The organism is Streptomyces sp. NPDC058632 (genome assembly GCF_042717095.1).
In the GTDB taxonomy this organism is placed as follows: domain Bacteria; phylum Actinomycetota; class Actinomycetes; order Streptomycetales; family Streptomycetaceae; genus Streptomyces.
The window spans coordinates 1-16,739 of the sequence record NZ_JBHXQZ010000031.1 but is presented as its reverse complement, the minus strand read 5'-3'; the positions used below and the strand labels follow the sequence as shown (position 1 = coordinate 16,739).

General features: G+C 72.5%; 16 protein-coding genes. 7 read left to right on the top strand and 9 right to left on the bottom strand.

Annotated features, from left to right (window positions below; all coding sequences use genetic code 11):
* Positions 1-93: 93 nt before the first annotated feature.
* From ACFWVE_RS14320 to ACFWVE_RS14310, 3 genes are read right to left on the bottom strand one after another with little or no spacing between them, the layout of a single operon-like run.
* Positions 94-753: a DUF5063 domain-containing protein gene (locus tag ACFWVE_RS14320; protein ID WP_384012864.1), complete on the bottom strand. Its 660-nt coding sequence runs from the start codon at positions 751-753 to the stop codon at positions 94-96.
* Entirely contained in the window at positions 746-1,345 is a 600-nt protein-coding gene (recR, locus tag ACFWVE_RS14315; RefSeq protein ID WP_384012862.1) for a recombination mediator RecR, read from the bottom strand. Before recR ends, ACFWVE_RS14320 begins: the two co-directional genes overlap by 8 nt.
* Before the next feature lie 60 nt (positions 1,346-1,405).
* Positions 1,406-1,747: a YbaB/EbfC family nucleoid-associated protein gene (locus ACFWVE_RS14310; protein ID WP_384012859.1), complete on the bottom strand. Its 342-nt coding sequence runs from the start codon at positions 1,745-1,747 to the stop codon at positions 1,406-1,408.
* 389 nt (positions 1,748-2,136) lie between these two features.
* Here ACFWVE_RS14310 and ACFWVE_RS14305 point away from each other — a divergent pair, with 389 nt between their 5' ends.
* Positions 2,137-2,889: an SLATT domain-containing protein gene (locus ACFWVE_RS14305; protein ID WP_384012856.1), complete on the top strand. Its 753-nt coding sequence runs from the start codon at positions 2,137-2,139 to the stop codon at positions 2,887-2,889.
* 29 nt (positions 2,890-2,918) lie between these two features.
* On the opposite strand, the gene ACFWVE_RS14300 is transcribed toward ACFWVE_RS14305, so the two are convergent.
* The 4 genes from ACFWVE_RS14300 to ACFWVE_RS14285 form a co-directional block, all read right to left on the bottom strand.
* A complete protein-coding gene (locus ACFWVE_RS14300) occupies positions 2,919-4,418 on the bottom strand; it encodes a substrate-binding domain-containing protein (protein WP_384013006.1) in 1,500 nt (499 codons plus the stop codon).
* A 195-nt stretch (positions 4,419-4,613) separates the two neighbouring features.
* Positions 4,614-6,575: a serine/threonine-protein kinase gene (locus ACFWVE_RS14295; RefSeq protein ID WP_384012853.1), complete on the bottom strand. Its 1,962-nt coding sequence runs from the start codon at positions 6,573-6,575 to the stop codon at positions 4,614-4,616.
* Between the two features lie 77 nt (positions 6,576-6,652).
* Entirely contained in the window at positions 6,653-7,156 is a 504-nt protein-coding gene (locus ACFWVE_RS14290; RefSeq protein ID WP_384012851.1) for a MarR family winged helix-turn-helix transcriptional regulator, read from the bottom strand.
* Entirely contained in the window at positions 7,153-7,758 is a 606-nt protein-coding gene (locus ACFWVE_RS14285) for a type 1 glutamine amidotransferase family protein (RefSeq protein WP_384012848.1), read from the bottom strand. Before ACFWVE_RS14285 ends, ACFWVE_RS14290 begins: the two co-directional genes overlap by 4 nt.
* A 141-nt stretch (positions 7,759-7,899) precedes the next feature.
* On the opposite strand from ACFWVE_RS14285, the gene ACFWVE_RS14280 reads away from it, so the two are divergent.
* The 3 genes from ACFWVE_RS14280 (at position 7,900) to ACFWVE_RS14270 (ending at position 10,928) form a co-directional block, all read left to right on the top strand.
* Complete coding sequence (locus ACFWVE_RS14280) at positions 7,900-9,255, top strand: aspartate aminotransferase family protein (RefSeq protein WP_384012845.1); 1,356 nt, start codon at positions 7,900-7,902, stop codon at positions 9,253-9,255.
* Between the two features lie 129 nt (positions 9,256-9,384).
* The gene (locus ACFWVE_RS14275; protein WP_384012842.1) at positions 9,385-10,092 is read left to right on the top strand and encodes a GntR family transcriptional regulator; all 708 of its coding nucleotides are present in this window, start codon (positions 9,385-9,387) and stop codon (positions 10,090-10,092) included.
* Between the two features lie 185 nt (positions 10,093-10,277).
* The gene (locus tag ACFWVE_RS14270; RefSeq protein ID WP_384012839.1) at positions 10,278-10,928 is read left to right on the top strand and encodes a hypothetical protein; all 651 of its coding nucleotides are present in this window, start codon (positions 10,278-10,280) and stop codon (positions 10,926-10,928) included.
* Positions 10,929-11,038: 110 nt separating this feature from the next.
* Here the strand turns inward: ACFWVE_RS14270 and ACFWVE_RS14265 are convergent, their stop codons facing one another.
* Entirely contained in the window at positions 11,039-12,322 is a 1,284-nt protein-coding gene (locus tag ACFWVE_RS14265; protein ID WP_384012836.1) for an adenylosuccinate synthase, read from the bottom strand.
* A gap of 186 nt (positions 12,323-12,508) precedes the next feature.
* Between ACFWVE_RS14265 and ACFWVE_RS14260 the strand changes: the two genes are divergently transcribed.
* Entirely contained in the window at positions 12,509-13,390 is an 882-nt protein-coding gene (locus tag ACFWVE_RS14260; protein ID WP_384012833.1) for a diacylglycerol kinase, read from the top strand.
* A 31-nt stretch (positions 13,391-13,421) separates the two neighbouring features.
* Here the strand turns inward: ACFWVE_RS14260 and ACFWVE_RS14255 are convergent, their stop codons facing one another.
* Positions 13,422-13,925: a GbsR/MarR family transcriptional regulator gene (locus tag ACFWVE_RS14255; protein WP_384012830.1), complete on the bottom strand. Its 504-nt coding sequence runs from the start codon at positions 13,923-13,925 to the stop codon at positions 13,422-13,424.
* Between the two features lie 149 nt (positions 13,926-14,074).
* Between ACFWVE_RS14255 and ACFWVE_RS14250 the strand changes: the two genes are divergently transcribed.
* Both ACFWVE_RS14250 and ACFWVE_RS14245 read left to right on the top strand, forming a co-directional pair.
* Positions 14,075-15,052: an ATP-binding cassette domain-containing protein gene (locus ACFWVE_RS14250; RefSeq protein ID WP_384012827.1), complete on the top strand. Its 978-nt coding sequence runs from the start codon at positions 14,075-14,077 to the stop codon at positions 15,050-15,052.
* Complete coding sequence (locus ACFWVE_RS14245; protein WP_384012824.1) at positions 15,049-16,710, top strand: ABC transporter permease; 1,662 nt, start codon at positions 15,049-15,051, stop codon at positions 16,708-16,710. The genes ACFWVE_RS14250 and ACFWVE_RS14245 overlap by 4 nt, the downstream gene beginning before the upstream one ends.
* Positions 16,711-16,739: the final 29 nt, after the last annotated feature.

Below are 16,739 nucleotides of genomic sequence, written 5' to 3'. Positions count from 1 at the left end.
CCTCGGCCGTCTCCCCAGGTGTCGGCCACCCGTACTCGTCGAAGTACTCCTCCATCGCACGCCGGCCCGCACGGAGGAGCCGACGTACACCCGTCACGTGACCGGGCGCATGCCCAGCGGGACGCCGATCTCCTCCGCCATGACCCTGCCCGCCTCGATCTCCAGGGCGTCTTCGCCCATGTCCTGGTCGGTGTCCAGACCGTCGAGGGCGGCCAGGGGCTGGTTGAGGCGGACGTGGGCCACTACGGACTGGAGTGCTCGCAGGGCCGCGGACGCGGTGGAGCCCCAGTTGGAGAAGTAGGAGAACTGCCACCACCACAGCGCCTCCGTGGTGCGGCCGGCGCGGTAGTGGACCATGCCGTGGCGGAGGTCGGTGATGACGTCGGTGAGGTCGTCGGAGATCCGGGCCGGGACGGGCGCCTTGCGGGGCTCGTAGGGGTCGAAGACCTCGGAGTAGACGTCGACCGGCTCCAGGAGGCGGGCGAGGTTCTCGCGGAGTGTGTCCACGTCGGCCTCCGGGCCCGGGTCGGGCTCGTAACGATCGTCGGGGACGATGTCCTCGTGCGCGCCCAGCCGGCCGCCCGCCAGCAGGAGCTGGGAGACCTCCAGCAGCAGGAAGGGGACCGCCGAGTCCGGCTCGTCGCCCTTGGCGACCTCCGTGACGGCGACCAGGAAGCTCTCGATCTGATCCGCGATCTGGACCGAGAAGTCGTTCGGGTCCCGGTCGGTCGCGTGCAGCGTGGCATCAGACATCTAGGAGTCGTCTCCCCTCGAAGGCGCGGCCGAGGGTGACCTCGTCCGCGTATTCCAGGTCTCCGCCCACCGGGAGGCCGCTGGCCAGGCGGGTGACCTTCAGGCCCATGGGCTTGATCATGCGGGCGAGGTACGTGGCCGTGGCCTCGCCCTCCAGATTCGGGTCCGTGGCGAGGATCAGCTCGGTGACCGCGCCGTCGGCCAGCCGGGCCAGCAGTTCCCGAATGCGCAGGTCGTCGGGGCCCACCCCGTCGATCGGGCTGATCGCGCCGCCCAGGACGTGGTAACGGCCCCGGAACTCGCGCGTACGCTCGATGGCGACGACGTCCTTGGGTTCCTCCACGACACAGATGACGGCGAGGTCGCGGCGGGCGTCACGGCAGATGTTGCACAGCTCCTCCTGCGCCACATTGCCGCAGATCGCGCAGAAGCGGACCTTCGCCTTCACTTCCATCAGGGCGTGGGCGAGACGCCGCACGTCCGTCGGCTCCGCCTGCAGGACGTGGAAGGCGATCCGCTGGGCGCTCTTCGGACCGACGCCGGGCAGCCGCCCGAGCTCGTCGATGAGGTCCTGCACCACGCCTTCGTACAACGGACTGCCCGTCCTTCCTGGAGTTCCTTCAGTACGTACCGTAGAGGCCCGCGAGCCCTCTTAGAAGGGCAAGCCGGGAATGCCGCCGCCGCCCAGGCCCTGGGCCAGCGGGCCGAGCTTCTCCTGCTGGAGGGTCTGCGCGTTCTCGTTGGCCGCCTGGACGGCCGCGACGACGAGGTCCGCGAGGGTCTCGGTGTCCTCGGGGTCCACCGCCTTCGGGTCGATCTTCAGGGCGCGGAGCTCGCCGGAGCCGGTGACGGTGGCCGTCACCAGACCGCCGCCCGCCTGGCCGTCGACCTCCATGTGCGCGAGTTCCTCCTGCGCCTGGGCCAGGTCCTGCTGCATCTTCTGGGCCTGCTGGAGCAGCTGCTGCATGTTGGGCTGGCCACCACCGGGGATCACGATTCAGCTCCTTGGTCGGTCCGTCCGTACGGGACTTTCCCGTTCGGCACGAGCCTACGTGGTCCGGGCGGCCGTCGCCCCAGCACTCTTTCGAGTGAGTCGTCCTCGCGCCCTATACCTGATCACAGCCCTCTTCCGGGTGGAAGCGGCACCCGAACCCCCGACGCGGCCACCCGTTGGGCGGTAGGAAGGGGGGCCGGCACGTCCGCGCCGATGTCCGTGTCGATCTCCGTGTCGGCCGTCCGGGTCCGGCGCCGGGCAGACGGCGGGCCGGCGTCGCGCGGGGGCCCGCAGGGGTCCCGTGGAAGTCCGGCAGAGGTCAGGTCGGGGCAGGGTCGGATTCGGGGTCGGGTTCGGGGTCAGGTTCCAAGGTCAGTAGGGAGTACCGGGTGGTTCAGCCGGAGATGCAGCCCGAGGACCGTCCGCAGGACGGGCTCGGCAAGGGGGCGGCCGGGCTGCGGCCGGGCGATCTGGCCGGGCGGGTGTTCCCGCTCGGGGACTGGGGCGAACCCGCGCCCCGGCTGGACGAGCTGTACCGGTGGGTGGAGCGCGGGGCGCTGGACACCGCCGCCTGGTACCTCTCGGACCGGGTCGGGAAGCGGCGGTGCGCGCGGGCGCTGCGTACGGGGGCCGTGGCGGGGGCGGCCACCGGAGCGGCGCTGCCGCTGCTGGACCTGACCGGAGCGACCGACGGAGCTGCCCCCTGGGGATACATGGCGCTGCTGCTCGCGGTGGTCTGCGTGGCCGCGGACCGGTTCTTCGGGGTGACGTCCGGCTGGATGCGGGACGTGGCCACCGCGCAGGCCGTGCAGCGGCGGCTCCAGGCGTTCCAGTTCGACTGGGCGTCGGAGTGCGTCCGCGAGATCCTGGGCCCGGCCGAGGGCACCGCGAGCGAGGCGGCCGAGCGGTGCCTGTCCGTGCTGCGGCGGTTCTCGGAGGACGTGGACGAGCTGGTCCGGGCCGAGACCGCGGACTGGATGATGGACTTCCGTACGGGCGCGAGCGTGCCGCCGGGCATCCAGGGGGCGCCGGCGGGCACGGGCCGCCCCGAGTCGGCCGGCCAGCCCCACGGCCGCTTCGCGACCGCGCCCGGGGCCGCCCGCCCGAACATGCCCCGCCAGCGGCCGCCGGAGGTGAGGTGAGGTGAGCGCTCCCGGTGTGCCGGGGCGGCTCAGAGTTCGGGGTCGGCGCACAGGCGCTGGACTCCCGGGTTCAGGCACGGGAGGTGGCCGTGGGTGTGGATCACGTCGTGGCCGATGCCGCGGGTCAGGTACGTCAGGAAGCTCGACGCCAGTGAGTTCGACGGCGGCCGCCCGTACGTGTAGGCGTACTCGATCTCGCGGAACGGGTAGGAGTGGTCCCCCTGCTCCAGGGCGTCGACGGACGGGGCGTTGCCGTCCAGGCTCAGCCGGTCCACGTCCTTCGCGCCGACGGCCCGGTTGAACTCGGTGTATCCGATGGAGCCGGGGAGGTCGGCGACGGTCTGCAACACCATTTCCGTCGACTCGAGTTCGCAGCGCAGGACCGGTGCCGTGGGGTCGTCCCGGGTCCGGCAGTCGAAGGACGAGTTGGCGATCTCGCCCCGGCCCAGTACCCGGTGCTGCAACACCTGCCGTGTGCCCGAGTTGGCGTCCCGGCTGACCAGGCGTACGGCGACGTCGTTACCGCCGAGTTCGCTCCAGTTCGTGATCTCGCCCCGGTACAGCCGCCGTACGTCCGCCGTGGACAGGTTTCCGATTCCTATGCCCGGGTGCGCCACCAGGCTGAAGACCGACACCGCCACCCGGTTCTCGCGCAGTTCGGGGAGCCCGTCGGGCTTGCGGCCGTCCGACAGGGCCACCACCGGCGGCGAGCCCTTCTCCGACTTCCGGCCGGCCGCCATCAGCTCCCGTATGCCCGACGTCGATCCGTGCGGGTCCACGACGATGTCGGGCTCGCTGTCCGCGCAGTCCCGCTCGTACTTCCCGGCCGCTTCCTGGAGTACGGCCTTGAAGGCCGTCGAGCCGGTGACGGTCAGTGTGCCGCCCTCGCAGCCGATGGGGCCCCGGTGGTCGTCCCGGAGGACGATGATCGTCGCCAGCGTCAGCACGCTCGCCGTGAGCATGATGGTGATCATGCGGGCGGCGCGGCTGAACAGCGGCGGCTTGTCGTCCGGGGTGGCACTGCGGTTGGGGTGCACCTCGCCGTCGCGCAGCCCGCCGGTCAGCCGGATCTCGTCGCCGACGTCACCGCCGGAGAGCAGCACCAGCAGCTTGAAGTGGTCGCCGTGGTTGAGCGGAACGCGGGGGATGCGCAGGGTGTTTCCCTCGTAGGCGAAGCCCCGTGGTGCGGTGAAGTGGGCCATCAGGTGCTCGGTGTCCGACGGCTGGGTGACCGAGACACCGAGGATGGTGCGGTTGCCGAACATCGCGGTCAGGCCGTGGAGTTCGGGGCCGGTGTAGTCGTCGCGGTCGATGCTCTGCGAGCCGTCGTTCTCGATGCGGATCAGCACCAGCGTGGCGTCGATCATGCCGGGCGCCTCGTCGAACAGGCCGAGCCGGCGGTTGACCCGGCCGGACCGCGCGTCGTCGCCGATGGGGCTCTCCAACTGCACGCGGTAGCCGATCCGTTTGCGGCGCGGTATCCGGCGTTCGTACCAGACCATGACGCCCGAGGCGGCGATACCGAGCATCGCCGTGGCCACCGCCACCAGATTTTCCGCGCTCAGCCACTCGTCCACTGCGTCGCCCCCGCTGCCGCACGTTCGATGGAGTGGTCACCGTACGGCCGTACGGAAGGGGCGGGCGAGCTTCGCGGAGCGAAGTTCGCCGAACGTTCAACGGCGGGGCGCGAGCGTGCGGTCGGCGTGGCGTGTCGGTCCCGTGGGTCAGTGCCCCGTGTCCACCCGCGAGTAGGTGAGCTGGTCGCCGTTGCCGGTGTTCACGCGCTGGAGGGTGCCGTCGGGCAGGAGGGTGATGTCGGTGGCGGCGCCCGGGGTGCAGGCGCTGCGCGGCCGGCCGACCGTCACGGTGGTCGGGCCGATCTCCAGCCGGTCGCCGGGGCCCGGGGTGCCGGTGAGGTCTCCCTCGAACACGCAGTGGTAGGTGCCGTTCCCGGTGGGACCGTCGGCGACGAGGGACATGACCGTGTCACCGGCCTCGCCCTGCTGGATGGTCAGCGTGCGGGTGTGCAGCCCGCTCGCGTTGTCGATGGTCGTCGACCAGGTGCCGAGGTATCCGGCCGGGACCGCCCCGTCGGCAACCGGCGAGGAGGTCGTCCGATCCGTCCCGGCGGTGCCGCCTGCCGCGTCCGTACCGGCCGAGGACTTCCCGTCGGGCGACGGGTCGCTGCCGTCGGTGCCCCGGGACGTGCCCTCGGTCGGCGTGCCCGAAGGGCTGCCGCCGGCGGTGACGCCGTCACCGCCGCTCATCAGCGCGTACACCGTGCCGCCCGCGGCGAGCGCGACGACCAGCGCGATCACGACGAGCAGCGCGGTGGAACGGTTGTCGCGCGGGAACTGTGCCGGGCCGCCGTACGGCGGCGGGGCGGCCCCGAAGGGCGGCGGGCCGTAGGAAGGGGTGGCGCCGGCGGCCCCGTGGCCGTTGTAGGGGTAGCCGTAGCCGGGGGACCGGGGGTGCGGCTGGGCCTGCTGCTGGGCGTACTGCCGGGGGTGGCCGTACGCGGCGGGGGGCTGCCCGGCCGCCGCGGCGCCCGCAGTCGGGCCCGGCGGCGCGGTGGGGCCGTTCGGGCCGGCGACCAGGGTGGGCAGGTGGTTCACCGGCGCACCGTCACCGGGTGCGCCCGGCGCGGGCGGGGCGGAGCCGTCGGCGGTGGGGGCGTGTTCGGGGGTGGCGGCGGGGGCCGGGCCCTCCGGCGCGGGCGACGGCGTCTGGGGATCCTCCGTGTCCAGGAGCCGTACGGCGTGCCGGCCGAGCTGGGCGACCAGGGCGCCCGGCAGCCAGGGCTCGCGGGAACGGCCGTCGGCGACGGTGTCCTCGGCGCCGGTGCGCAGCAGGATCTGGTCGAGGGTGGGTCGCCGGGCGGGGTCCTTCCTGAGGCAGTCCCTCACGAGGTCGGCGAGGCCCTCGGGGACCCGGCCGAGGTCGGGTTCCTCCTCGGCGATGCGGAACATCAGGGCGTGCACCCCGCTGTTGGCGGTACCGAAGGGCAGCTCGCCGGCGGCGGCGTAGGCGAGCACCGAGCCGAGGCAGAAGACGTCGCAGGCGGGGGTGATGCGGTCGCCGCGCACCTGCTCCGGCGCCATGAACCCGGGCGAGCCGACCAGCGCCCCGGTCCGGGTGAGGCCGCCGTCGGTCACGGTCTCCAGGGCCCGCGCGATCCCGAAGTCGATGACGCGCGGCCCGTCGATGGTGACGAGCACGTTGGACGGCTTGAGGTCGCGGTGCACGATGCCGGCGGCGTGGATGTCCTTCAGCGCGTGCGCGAGACCGGCGGCGAGGATGCGTACCGACCGCTCGGGCAACGCCCCGTGGTCGTGCCCGACGACCTGCTGGAGGCTGGGCCCGGCGACGTACCCGGTGGCGACCCAGGGCACCGGGGCCTCGGTGTCGGCGTCCAGCACCGGCGCGGTCCAGTCGCCGCCGACCTGCCGGGCGTTCTGCACCTCCTGGCGGAAGCGGGCCCGGAACTCCTCCTGCTGGGCCAGTTCCTCGCGCACCAGCTTGACGGCGACGGTGCGTCCCCGGTCGGAACGGGCGAGGTAGACCTCTCCCATACCGCCGGCCCCGAGCCGCGCGAGCAGCCGGTACGCGCCGATCCTGCCCGGGTGCCGAGCACCCCGGCCCCCCGCCGCACTCCCCGCCGCGTCCCCCGGCCCGTGCTTCTCCATCGCTCTGCCGCCTTCCCCCGCCGTGAGCAACAGCCCGAGGATAAACCGGGCAAGGTCCGGGGTGAGCCGGGCGTCGTCTACGGTTCCGTAACAGGCGGTACAGCAGACGGCACGGTGGGCGACACGGTGGGCGACACGGGTGGGCCGAGGTCGTCGAGCACGGCGCACAGGCGTTCCATCGTCTGGACCGCCTGTGCGAGTTCGGCCTCGCCGAACGCCTCCGCGAGTCGTTTCGCGAAGGCCGCGTGGCCGGGGCCGATCCCCGCGACGGCCGCGTACCCCCGCTCGGTGGGGGCGAGGAGCTTGGCGCGGCGGTGCGCCGGGTTGGGCCGGTACTCGGCGAGACCGCGATCGACCAGCAGGTCGGCGATGCGCTGCACGCTCTGCCGGGTGATGCCCATGACGCGGGCGATGCCGGAGACCGGCAGGGGTTCGCGGAGGACCGCGCCGAGCACCTGCCACCAGGCTGCGGTGAGTCCGGCGGGCCTGGCGAGTTCCTCGGCGACCGCGAGGAACTCGCCGTTCAGCCGGAAGGCGCCGAGCGCGCCGCGGCTGAGCAGATCCTGCTGTTCCCTGCTCACCGGCCCAGGGCCTCCTCGAGCTCGGCGTACGCCCGGGGGTCGGAGTCGTGGAAGAGCCGGTACCAGGCGTCGGTCGCCGGTTCGTCGTAGGCGCCGAGCAGCCGGAAGATCTCGCGGGCGAAGGCGACGGGTTCGGTGGGGCCGGCGGTGACGAGTTCACCGTCGGTGACGGCGTCGGCCTCGACATACCGCGCGCCGCCGGCGTAACCGGTCGCGGCCAGGTGGAAGGAGACGGCGCCGGTGTGCGTCCGGTCGTCGAGCAGACCCTCGCGGGCGAGTCCGGCGGTGGCGCCGCAGATGGCGGCGACGGGCACCCCGGCGTCGAGGAACGCGCGGGCCCTGCGGGCGAAGGGGGCGAGGTCGTCACCCTCGTCCCAGAGGCCGGCGCCGGTGAGGATCAGCAGCGCACTGTCCTCGGGTCGCAGTTCGTCGAGCGCGAGGTCGGGCAGCACGCGCAGCCCGCCGACGCTGGTGACGGGCGCCCCGGTGGGCGCGACGGTACGGACCTCGTACCCGGCGAGGGCGAGGTGCGCGGTGGCGTGACCGGTCTCCCAGTCGGCGAAGGTGTCGTAGACGGCGAGATGGACGGGCTTACGGATCATGACCGCTCCCTGGGTGCACCGGTGCGTGAGGCCGCCTCGGTGACGGCCGGTCGGTCCGGCCGGACCGACCTTTACGACAGCATGCTGACAGAAATGCAGCGCGCTGTCAAAGAGGGAGGGTCACGACTTACGCTCGCCCGTATGACTGCTCAGCCGAACGCCGAGGCCGGGGCCACCGTGAAGGCCGCCGACCGTGCCCATGTCTTCCACTCCTGGTCCGCGCAGGAGCTGATCGACCCGCTCGCCGTCGCCGGGGCCCAGGGGTCGTACTTCTGGGACTACGAGGGCCGGCGCTACCTCGACTTCACCAGTGGGCTCGTCTTCACCAACGTCGGCTACCAGCACCCCAAGGTCGTCGCCGCGATCCAGGAGCAGGCCGGGCGGATGACGACGTTCGCGCCCGCGTTCGCCGTCGAGGCGCGGTCGGAGGCGGCGCGGCTGATCGCCGAGCGGACGCCGGGCGACCTGGACAAGATCTTCTTCACCAACGGGGGCGCGGACGCCGTCGAGCACGCCCTGCGCATGGCGCGGCTGCACACCGGGCGGCCCAAGGCGCTCTCCGCGTACCGCTCGTACCACGGCGGCACCCAGCAGGCCGTGAACCTCACCGGCGACCCGCGCCGCTGGGCCTCCGACAGCGGCACGGCCGGGGTCGTGCACTTCTGGGCGCCGTTCCTGTACCGCTCCCGCTTCTACGCGCAGACGGAGGAAGAGGAGTGCGCGCGGGCGCTGGAGCACCTGGAGACGACGATCGCCTTCGAGGGGCCGTCGACGATCGCGGCGATCGTCCTGGAGACCATTCCGGGGACGGCGGGCGTCATGCCGCCCCCGCCCGGTTACCTCGCCGGGGTGCGGGAACTGTGCGACCGGCACGGGATCGTCTTCGTGCTGGACGAGGTGATGGCCGGGTTCGGCCGGACCGGCACCTGGTTCGCGGCGGACCTGTACGACGTCGTGCCGGACCTGATGACCTTCGCGAAGGGCGTGAACTCCGGGTACGTGCCGCTCGGCGGCGTCGCGGTCTCCGGCGCGATCGCGGACACGTTCGGGAAGCGGCCGTACCCGGGCGGGCTCACCTACTCCGGGCATCCACTGGCCTGCGCCGCGGCCGTCGCGACGATCAACGCCATGGCCGAGGAGGGCGTCGTCGAGAACGCGGCGCGGCTCGGGGAGTCCGTCGTCGGGCCGGCGCTGCACGCGCTGGCACAGCGGCACCCGAGTGTGGGCGAGGTCCGCGGGGTCGGCATGTTCTGGGCGCTGGAACTGGTGCGGAACCGGGAGACCCGGGAGCCGCTGGTCCCCTACAACGCGGCCGGTGAGGCGAACGCCCCCATGGCCGCCTTCGCCGCCGCCGCGAAGGCGAACGGCCTGTGGCCCTTCGTGAACATGAACCGCACCCACGTCGTCCCGCCGTGCACCGTGAGCGAGGCCGAACTGAAGGAGGGCCTGGCCGCGCTGGACTCGGCGCTGTCGGCGGCGGACGACTTCGTGGAGTGACCCGGACGCCCCGAAGAATCGAACAGACTCGGGTCACTCGAACACGTAAAGTGGCATGACCGTGGACGGACGCGTCGCACGGTCACGCCATGAGAACGCACGAGAACGCGACGAGGGAGACCCCCGGCCATGCCCGGCATCAGCGGCAACGGCGCGGTGACGCGCAGCACGCTGCGGCAGCAGATCGCCGACGCGCTCCGTGACGAGGTGCTGGCCGGGCGGATGGAGCCGGGGCAGGAGTTCACCGTCAAGGAGATCGCCGACCAGTACGGGGTGTCCGCGACCCCCGTACGGGAGGCGCTGGTCGACCTGTCGGCGCAGGGGCTGCTCGACGCCGACCAGCACCGGGGGTTCCGGGTGCACGAGTACTCCGTCGACGACTTCCGCGGCATGATCGAGGCCCGCACCCTGGTGATCGACGGGATGTTCCGCGCCCTGACCGACGCCCACGGCCGCCTGGCCCACATCCGGCCCGAGGAGCCCCGGGTCGCCGCCGCGCTCGCCGGGGTCCGGCGGCGCGGCGAGGAGGCCCAGCGTTCGGCCCTCGCCGGGGAGCTCACCGTACTGATCGGCTACGACCTGCGCTTCTGGCGCGAGCTCGGGGCCCTGTTCGGCAACCCCCACCTCACCGCCTTCCTGCACCGGCTCCGCGTCCAGACCTGGGTGTGCGTGGTGCAGCATCTGCGGCGGCTGCCCGATCTGCGGGGGCGGCTGTGGTGCGAACACACCGATCTGGTCGACGCGCTGGTGCGCCGTGACACCGATTCCGCCCGCGCGGTCGTCGCGTCGTACGACGCCCATTCCCTCGCCCTCGTCGAACAGCTCCCCGCGGACTGAACGGCCGGGGTGCGTGCGGCGAGGCGGAGCCCGGGGGCCGGGTCCCGCGTCGTCTGTGTTCGTATGGGTAGAGGACCTGCACGAGGGGAGTCACCCTCGTGCCGCGCCGATACCCTTCCCTGACCGCCGCACGGGATGTGCCAGACGTACCGGATGCGGTGGACGTGCTATGCGAGGAGCCCTCTTTGGCCTGTGACCTGTGGCTGGTACCGCTCGTCGACGTGTTGTGCCATACGCCCGACAATCCGTTCGCCGAGGAACTCGCGCAGTACAACAGGGTGCTCGCCGAGGCCGGGCTGCCGCCGGTGCCGGTGTACCAGTACATGCCGGGTCTGTCCGGCGAGGTCGCCCCGGTCGCGGGCTTCGACTACGACGCGCTGCACTTCCTGCGGCGCACCTACCTGCTCCAGGTGTGCGGACTGCCGGTCACCCCGGTGGGCGAGCTGGGCGGTGACTACGAGCAGTTGCTGGAGATGTTCGAGACGACGGCCCAGCAGTCGCACCTGGTGTGGCACTACGACCACGCCGGGGCCTACGTCCCCGTGGACTTCCCGCACCCGCTCTCCAGCGACGAACTCCTCGCCGGCGGCGGCCCGCTGGGCTCCTCCCACGCGCTGCTGCGGGAACTGGAGGTCGTCGCCCCGGCCCTCGGCATCGACCCGGCGAACCCCCCGGCCGCGCCGGAGCCCCCGCAGGGGCCGACCGAGCTGGAGGAGCCCGCCGTCCCCGCCCCGTACGACCCCAGCCCCTTCGCCCGCGAACGCCACGTCTGGCTCGGCCTGCACGCGGCGGCCACACGAAGCCTGGCCCAGGGCTCGATGATCGTCTTCAGCTGAACCCGGGGCGGCGGCCGGCTCGTCCCGGACGCGAAAACGTCCCGGTGACCCTGGACGGGTCACCGGGACGTCGGTACGGCGGGGTGCTGCGGGGATACCGCAGGGCCGGACTACAGGAACGAGTTGATCTGGATCGTCTCGTCGCGGCCCGGTCCCACGCCGATCGCGGAGATCGGGGCGCCGGACATCTCCTCCAGGGCCTTGACGTACGCCTGGGCGTTCTTCGGCAGGTCGGAGAAGGACTTCGCGCCGGTGATGTCCTCGGACCAGCCCGGGAGGTTCTCGTAGACCGGCTTCGCGTGGTGGAAGTCCGACTGGGAGTACGGGAGTTCCTCGACGCGCCTGCCGTCGATCTCGTAGGCCACGCAGACCGGGATCTGCTCCCAGCCGGTGAGGACGTCGAGCTTGGTGAGGAAGAAGTCGGTCAGGCCGTTCACGCGGGTCGCGTAGCGGGCGATGACCGCGTCGAACCAGCCGCAGCGGCGGTCGCGGCCGGTGGTGACGCCCCGCTCACCGCCGATGCGGCGCAGCGCCTCGCCGTCCTCGTCGAAGAGTTCCGTCGGGAACGGGCCGGAGCCGACGCGGGTCGTGTACGCCTTGAGGATGCCGATGACCCGGCTGATCTTCGTCGGGCCCACGCCGGAGCCCGTGCAGGCGCCGCCCGCGGTCGGGTTCGACGAGGTGACGAAGGGGTACGTGCCGTGGTCGATGTCGAGCAGGGTGCCCTGGCCGCCCTCGAAGAGGACCACCTTGTCCTGCTCCAGCGCCTGGTTGAGGACCAGGACGGTGTCGGCGACGTAGGGCGCCAGCTTGTCGGCGTAGCCCAGCAGTTCCTCGACCACCTGCTCGACGGCGATCGCGCGCCGGTTGTAGAGCTTGGTGAGCATCTGGTTCTTGGCGTCGAGGGCCGCCTCGACCTTCTGGGTGAGGATCGACTCGTCGTAGAGGTCCTGGACCCGGATGCCGACGCGGTTGATCTTGTCGGCGTAGGTCGGGCCGATGCCGCGGCCGGTGGTGCCGATCTTGCGCTTGCCGAGGAAGCGCTCCGTCACCTTGTCCACCGTCACGTTGTACGGCGTGATGATGTGTGCGTTGCCGCTGATCAGGAGCTTGGACGTGTCGACGCCACGCTCGTTCAGCCCGCTCAGCTCGGAGAACAGGACAGAGGGGTCGACGACGACACCGTTGCCGATGACGGGAGTACAACCGGGAGACAGGATTCCGGAAGGGAGCAGGTGGAGGGCGTACTTCTGGTCGCCCACGACCACCGTGTGGCCGGCGTTGTTACCGCCTTGGTAACGCACCACGTAGTCGACGGATCCGCCGAGCAGGTCCGTCGCCTTTCCCTTGCCTTCGTCACCCCACTGAGCACCGAGCAGCACAAGTGCGGGCACGCGCGTACACCCCTTCCGGGCGGGGCATGTCCAGGGTCAGGGGCGTACGCGGAGGATCTCCGCCGCGCACACACCGCGACCACCGTTGGCCGCCAACCGTCGGACCGGATGCCCCGGAATAGACGAAGCCCCTGCGCAACAGCGCAAGGGGCTCTTGCACAAAGATGCTACCCGAGGAAGCGAGGCATGGCCGAGGTGGCGACTTCCCCGACGTCCGATCAGCTCCTGGTGGTCATCGATCCGGTCGCCCGCCGCAGGGACGGTGAGTCCGTACGCATCGCGAAAGACGTGCTCAGCGGGGGTGCGACGACGAAGGTGTGCCTGCCGGACGGGCCGGAGGAATTCGCCCGCGCCCTCGCCCGGCGGGGCTCGAGGCGTCCGGTGCTGGTCGGCGACGACCAGGCCCTGATCCGGGCGGTGGGGCTGCTGCACCGGCAGCGGGAGCTGACCGGCTGCGCGCTGGCCCTGGTGCCGGTCGGGGGCGCGCTGTCGCTCGCCCGGTCGCTGGGGGTGCCCACGGGGGCGGTGGCCGCGTCACGCGCCGTGCTGGAGGGCACCGAGCGGCGGATGAACCTGCTGGTGGACGACAGCGACGGCGTGGTGCTCGGCGCGGTGCGGATTCCGCCGGCCGGTGCCGCGCGGATGCGGGAGGAGGCGACCGGCGAAACCGAGGGCTCCGGCAGGGGCACCGGGGCGGGGCGGCATCCGTGGCTGCGGACCTGTCAGTCCCTGGTGCGGACCCTGGTGCCGGCCCGGCCGTCCCGGACCGCCGCCCCCGAGGGCGGGCCGGTGCGGCTTCGGGTGGAGGTCGACGGGGCGACACTCGTCGACCTGCGCCAGCCGGTGGAGGCCGTCTCCATCGTCCCCGGCCCCGGCGGGATCGCCCGGGTCGAGGTGCGGCCGGTGTCGGTGGGCACGGAGGCGTCGCCGCTGCTGGCCGAGGGGCACACGGTGACGGTGTCGGGCGCGCACTTCCGCTACCGGGCGGACGCGGTCGTGTCGGGGCCGGTGGGCACCCGGACGTGGGCGGCCCGGGAGGACGCCTGGGGGCTGACCCTGCCGGTGTGAGCGGGGGCCGGCCTCGGCTCGGCGGAGCGGCTCAGTCGCGGCCGAAGTGCTCCTCCCGGTGGGCGCGCCAGCGGTCCATGAGTGTTTCGACCTCCTTCTCGGCGAACTCGAAGAAGGCCAGCGTCTCCGCCAGCCGGAGGCCCGCCGGGGTGTCGGGGCCCACGCTGGCGACGCCCTCGCGCAGCGCGTCCTGCCAGCGCCGGAGGACGGCCTCGCGGCTGGTGAGGGCCTCGTACCACTGGTCGCCGTGCACCCGGTAGCGCTCGCGGCGCGAGCCGGGCTCCCGCTCGCGGGAGACCAGGTGCTGCTGGTCCAGGTAGCGCACCGCCCCGGAGACCGCCGCGGGCGAGATCCGCAGCGCCTCCCCCAGTTCTGCGGAGGTGCTGACCCCGGTGTCCGAGGCCAGCAGGGCCGCGAAGACCCTGGCCGGCATGCGCGGCACTCCGGCCGCCACCAGCTGGGCGGCGAAGTGCTCGACGAACCGGGAGACCGCCTCGGGGTCCCGCTCCGGCCGTCCGGCCCCTTCCTCCGTCATGACTCGCTCATCTCCGCCCTCGGCCCGTACGTGTCCCGTCCGCCTCTGCGCACTCGTATCCGCAGTTCAGCGACGCCGACCAGTCTAGTCCGGCATTTATACACTTCCTTAACTTCACAAATTTGTGAAACGAGCGTACGTTCCGAAGCATGACGAAGGCCATCACCGTGTCCGGGCTCCACAAGTCGTTCGGCCGCACGCACGCGCTCGACGGTCTCGACCTGGAGGTCGAGACCGGCGAGGTCCACGGATTCCTGGGCCCGAACGGCTCCGGCAAGTCCACCTCCATCCGCGTCCTGCTCGGTCTGCTGCGGGCCGACTCGGGCACCGCCCGGGTGCTCGGCCGCGATCCGTGGGCGGACGCCGTGGAGCTCCACCGTCGCCTCGCCTATGTCCCCGGCGACGTCGAACTGTGGCCGAACCTCACCGGTGGCGAAGCCATCGACCTGCTGGCACGGCTGCGCGGCGGCCTGGACGGGAAGCGGCGCGCCGAGCTCCTCGAGCGCTTCGACCTGGACCCGACCAAGAAGGGCCGCGCCTACTCCAAGGGCAACCGGCAGAAGGTCGCCATCGTCGCCGCGCTCGCCTCCGACGCCGAACTGCTGCTGCTCGACGAGCCGACCGCCGGACTGGACCCGCTCATGGAGGTCGTCTTCCAGGACGTCATCGGCGAGGCCAAGGCGGCCGGCAGGACCGTCCTGCTGTCCAGCCACATCCTGGCCCAGGTGGAGAAGCTCGCCGACCGCGTGAGCATCATCCGGCTGGGGCGCACCGTCCAGTCCGGCACCCTCGGCGAACTGCGCCACCTGACCCGCACCACCATCGAGGTGGAGACCGAGCGGCCCGCCACCGGCCTCGACGAGCTGCCCGGCATCCACGACCTGCGGACCATCGACGAGGCCACCGGCCGGGTCCGTTTCGCCGTCGACGGCGGTCAGGTCGACGGAGCGGTCCGCAAGCTCACCGAGTTCGGCATCCGCAGTCTCGTCAGCCACCCGCCGACCCTGGAGGAGCTGATGCTCCGCCACTACGGCAGCGAGCTCGCCGCCAACGGGCACGGCACGAACGGGCACGGTACGAACGGGCAGCGCACGAACGGGCAGCACGCGAACGGAGACCTGCGATGACCACCGCGACCGCCGCCCCCGAGGCTCCGGCACCCGCCGGACCGGTCGCGGGCGGCAACGCGCTGGCCGGGACCCGGACGCTGATCCGCTTCGCCCTGCGCCGGGACCGGATCCGGCTCCCGGTGTGGATCCTGGCCCTGCTCCTCGGCACCCTCATGACGGCGAACAGCTTCAGGACGCTGTACAGCGACCCCGAGGACCGGGCGAACGCCGTCAAGAGCGTGGACAGCCCGGCCGGCCTCGCCATGTCCGGCCCCCGCCACTACCTCGACGACGACAGCTTCGGCTCCATACTGAGCCACCAGATGCTCGGCTTCACGACCGTCCTCGTCGGCCTCATGAGCGTGCTGATCATCACCCGGCACACCCGCGCCGAGGAGGAGACCGGCCGCGCCGAACTGGTGCGCTCGACCGTCGTGGGCCGCCACGCCCACCTCGCCGCCGCCCTGTCCGTCGCGGCCCTGGCCAACCTCGCCCTGGCGCTGCTGCTGGCCGTCGGCCTGGCCGGCCTGGGGATGGAGGGCATCGACACGGCGGGCTCGCTGCTCTACGGCTCCGGCCACGCCGCCGCCGGTCTCGTCTTCGCCGCCGTCGCCGCGGTCACCGTCCAGTTCACCGCGCACACACGCGGCGCGTCCGGCATGGCGCTCGCGGTCATCGGTGTCGCCTACGTGCTGCGTGCCGCCGGCGACAGCGGCGAGAACGGCGCCCTGTCCTGGCTCTCCCCGATCGGCTGGGTGCAGCGCGGCTACCCGTACGTCGACAACCGCTGGTGGCCGCTGCTGCTCTGCCTGGTGTTCGCGGCGGCGTGCGCGGCGGCGGGGTTCGTGCTCTCCACCCGGCGGGACGTGGGCGCGGGCCTGCGTCCGGAGAAGCTGGGCAGCCCCACGGCTTCCGACGCGCTCACCACACCGGTCGGCCTCGCCCTGCGGCTGCACCGCGGCATGCTGATCGGCTTCGGCACCGGCCTGTTCCTGATGGGCGCGATGTACGGATCGATCCTCGGGGACGCCGAGGCCATGCTGGAGGGCATCGACGAGATCCAGGAGGCCCTGGACCGCCTCGGCGGGGCCGGCGTCGCCGAGTCCTTCGCCTCCATGGTGATGGTCGTCCTGACGGTCGTGGCGGCGGTGTACGTCGTCATGGCGGCCCTGCGGCCCCGCTCCGAGGAGACGGCGGGCCGCGCCGAACCCCTCCTCGCCACCGGCCTCTCGCGCACCCGCTGGGTCGGCGGCCACCTGGCCGTGGCCATGGGCGGCGGTACGGTCGTGCTGCTGCTGGCCGGACTCGGCTTCGGCATCGCGGGCGCGGCCTCGACCGGTGACGCCGGGCTGCTGCCGGACCTGGTGGGTGCGGCCGTGGCGTACGCCCCCGCCCTGTGGGTCACGGTCGGCGTGGCCGTGGTGCTCTTCGGCTGGTTCCCGCGGTTCGGCCCGGCGGCCTGGATCGTGCCGGTGTACGCCTTCGTGGTCGGCTACCTCGGCCAGATCCTCCGGTTCCCGACCTGGATGAACAACCTCTCCCCGTTCGGCCACGTCCCCCGGCTCCCCGCCGCGGACATGAACTGGACCCCGCTGCTCCTGCTGTCCCTCGTCGCCGCCGGCCTGGTGTGGCTGGGCCTGGCGGGCTTCCGGCGGCGGGACCTCGAGACGAAGTAGCCGGGCAGGGCTGCGGGACGGGGCAACCG

Coding starts and splice junctions, on each gene's coding strand:
- ACFWVE_RS14275 (WP_384012842.1), top strand. CDS start 9,385: ATGCCCGGCATCAGCGGCAACGGCGCGGTGACGCGCAGCACGCTGCGG.
- ACFWVE_RS14255 (WP_384012830.1), bottom strand. CDS start 13,925: ATGACGGAGGAAGGGGCCGGACGGCCGGAGCGGGACCCCGAGGCGGTC.
- ACFWVE_RS14250 (WP_384012827.1), top strand. CDS start 14,075: ATGACGAAGGCCATCACCGTGTCCGGGCTCCACAAGTCGTTCGGCCGC.
- ACFWVE_RS14260 (WP_384012833.1), top strand. CDS start 12,509: ATGGCCGAGGTGGCGACTTCCCCGACGTCCGATCAGCTCCTGGTGGTC.
- ACFWVE_RS14320 (WP_384012864.1), bottom strand. CDS start 753: ATGTCTGATGCCACGCTGCACGCGACCGACCGGGACCCGAACGACTTC.
- ACFWVE_RS14280 (WP_384012845.1), top strand. CDS start 7,900: ATGACTGCTCAGCCGAACGCCGAGGCCGGGGCCACCGTGAAGGCCGCC.
- ACFWVE_RS14295 (WP_384012853.1), bottom strand. CDS start 6,575: ATGGAGAAGCACGGGCCGGGGGACGCGGCGGGGAGTGCGGCGGGGGGC.
- ACFWVE_RS14245 (WP_384012824.1), top strand. CDS start 15,049: ATGACCACCGCGACCGCCGCCCCCGAGGCTCCGGCACCCGCCGGACCG.
- ACFWVE_RS14285 (WP_384012848.1), bottom strand. CDS start 7,758: ATGATCCGTAAGCCCGTCCATCTCGCCGTCTACGACACCTTCGCCGAC.
- ACFWVE_RS14300 (WP_384013006.1), bottom strand. CDS start 4,418: ATGCTCGGTATCGCCGCCTCGGGCGTCATGGTCTGGTACGAACGCCGG.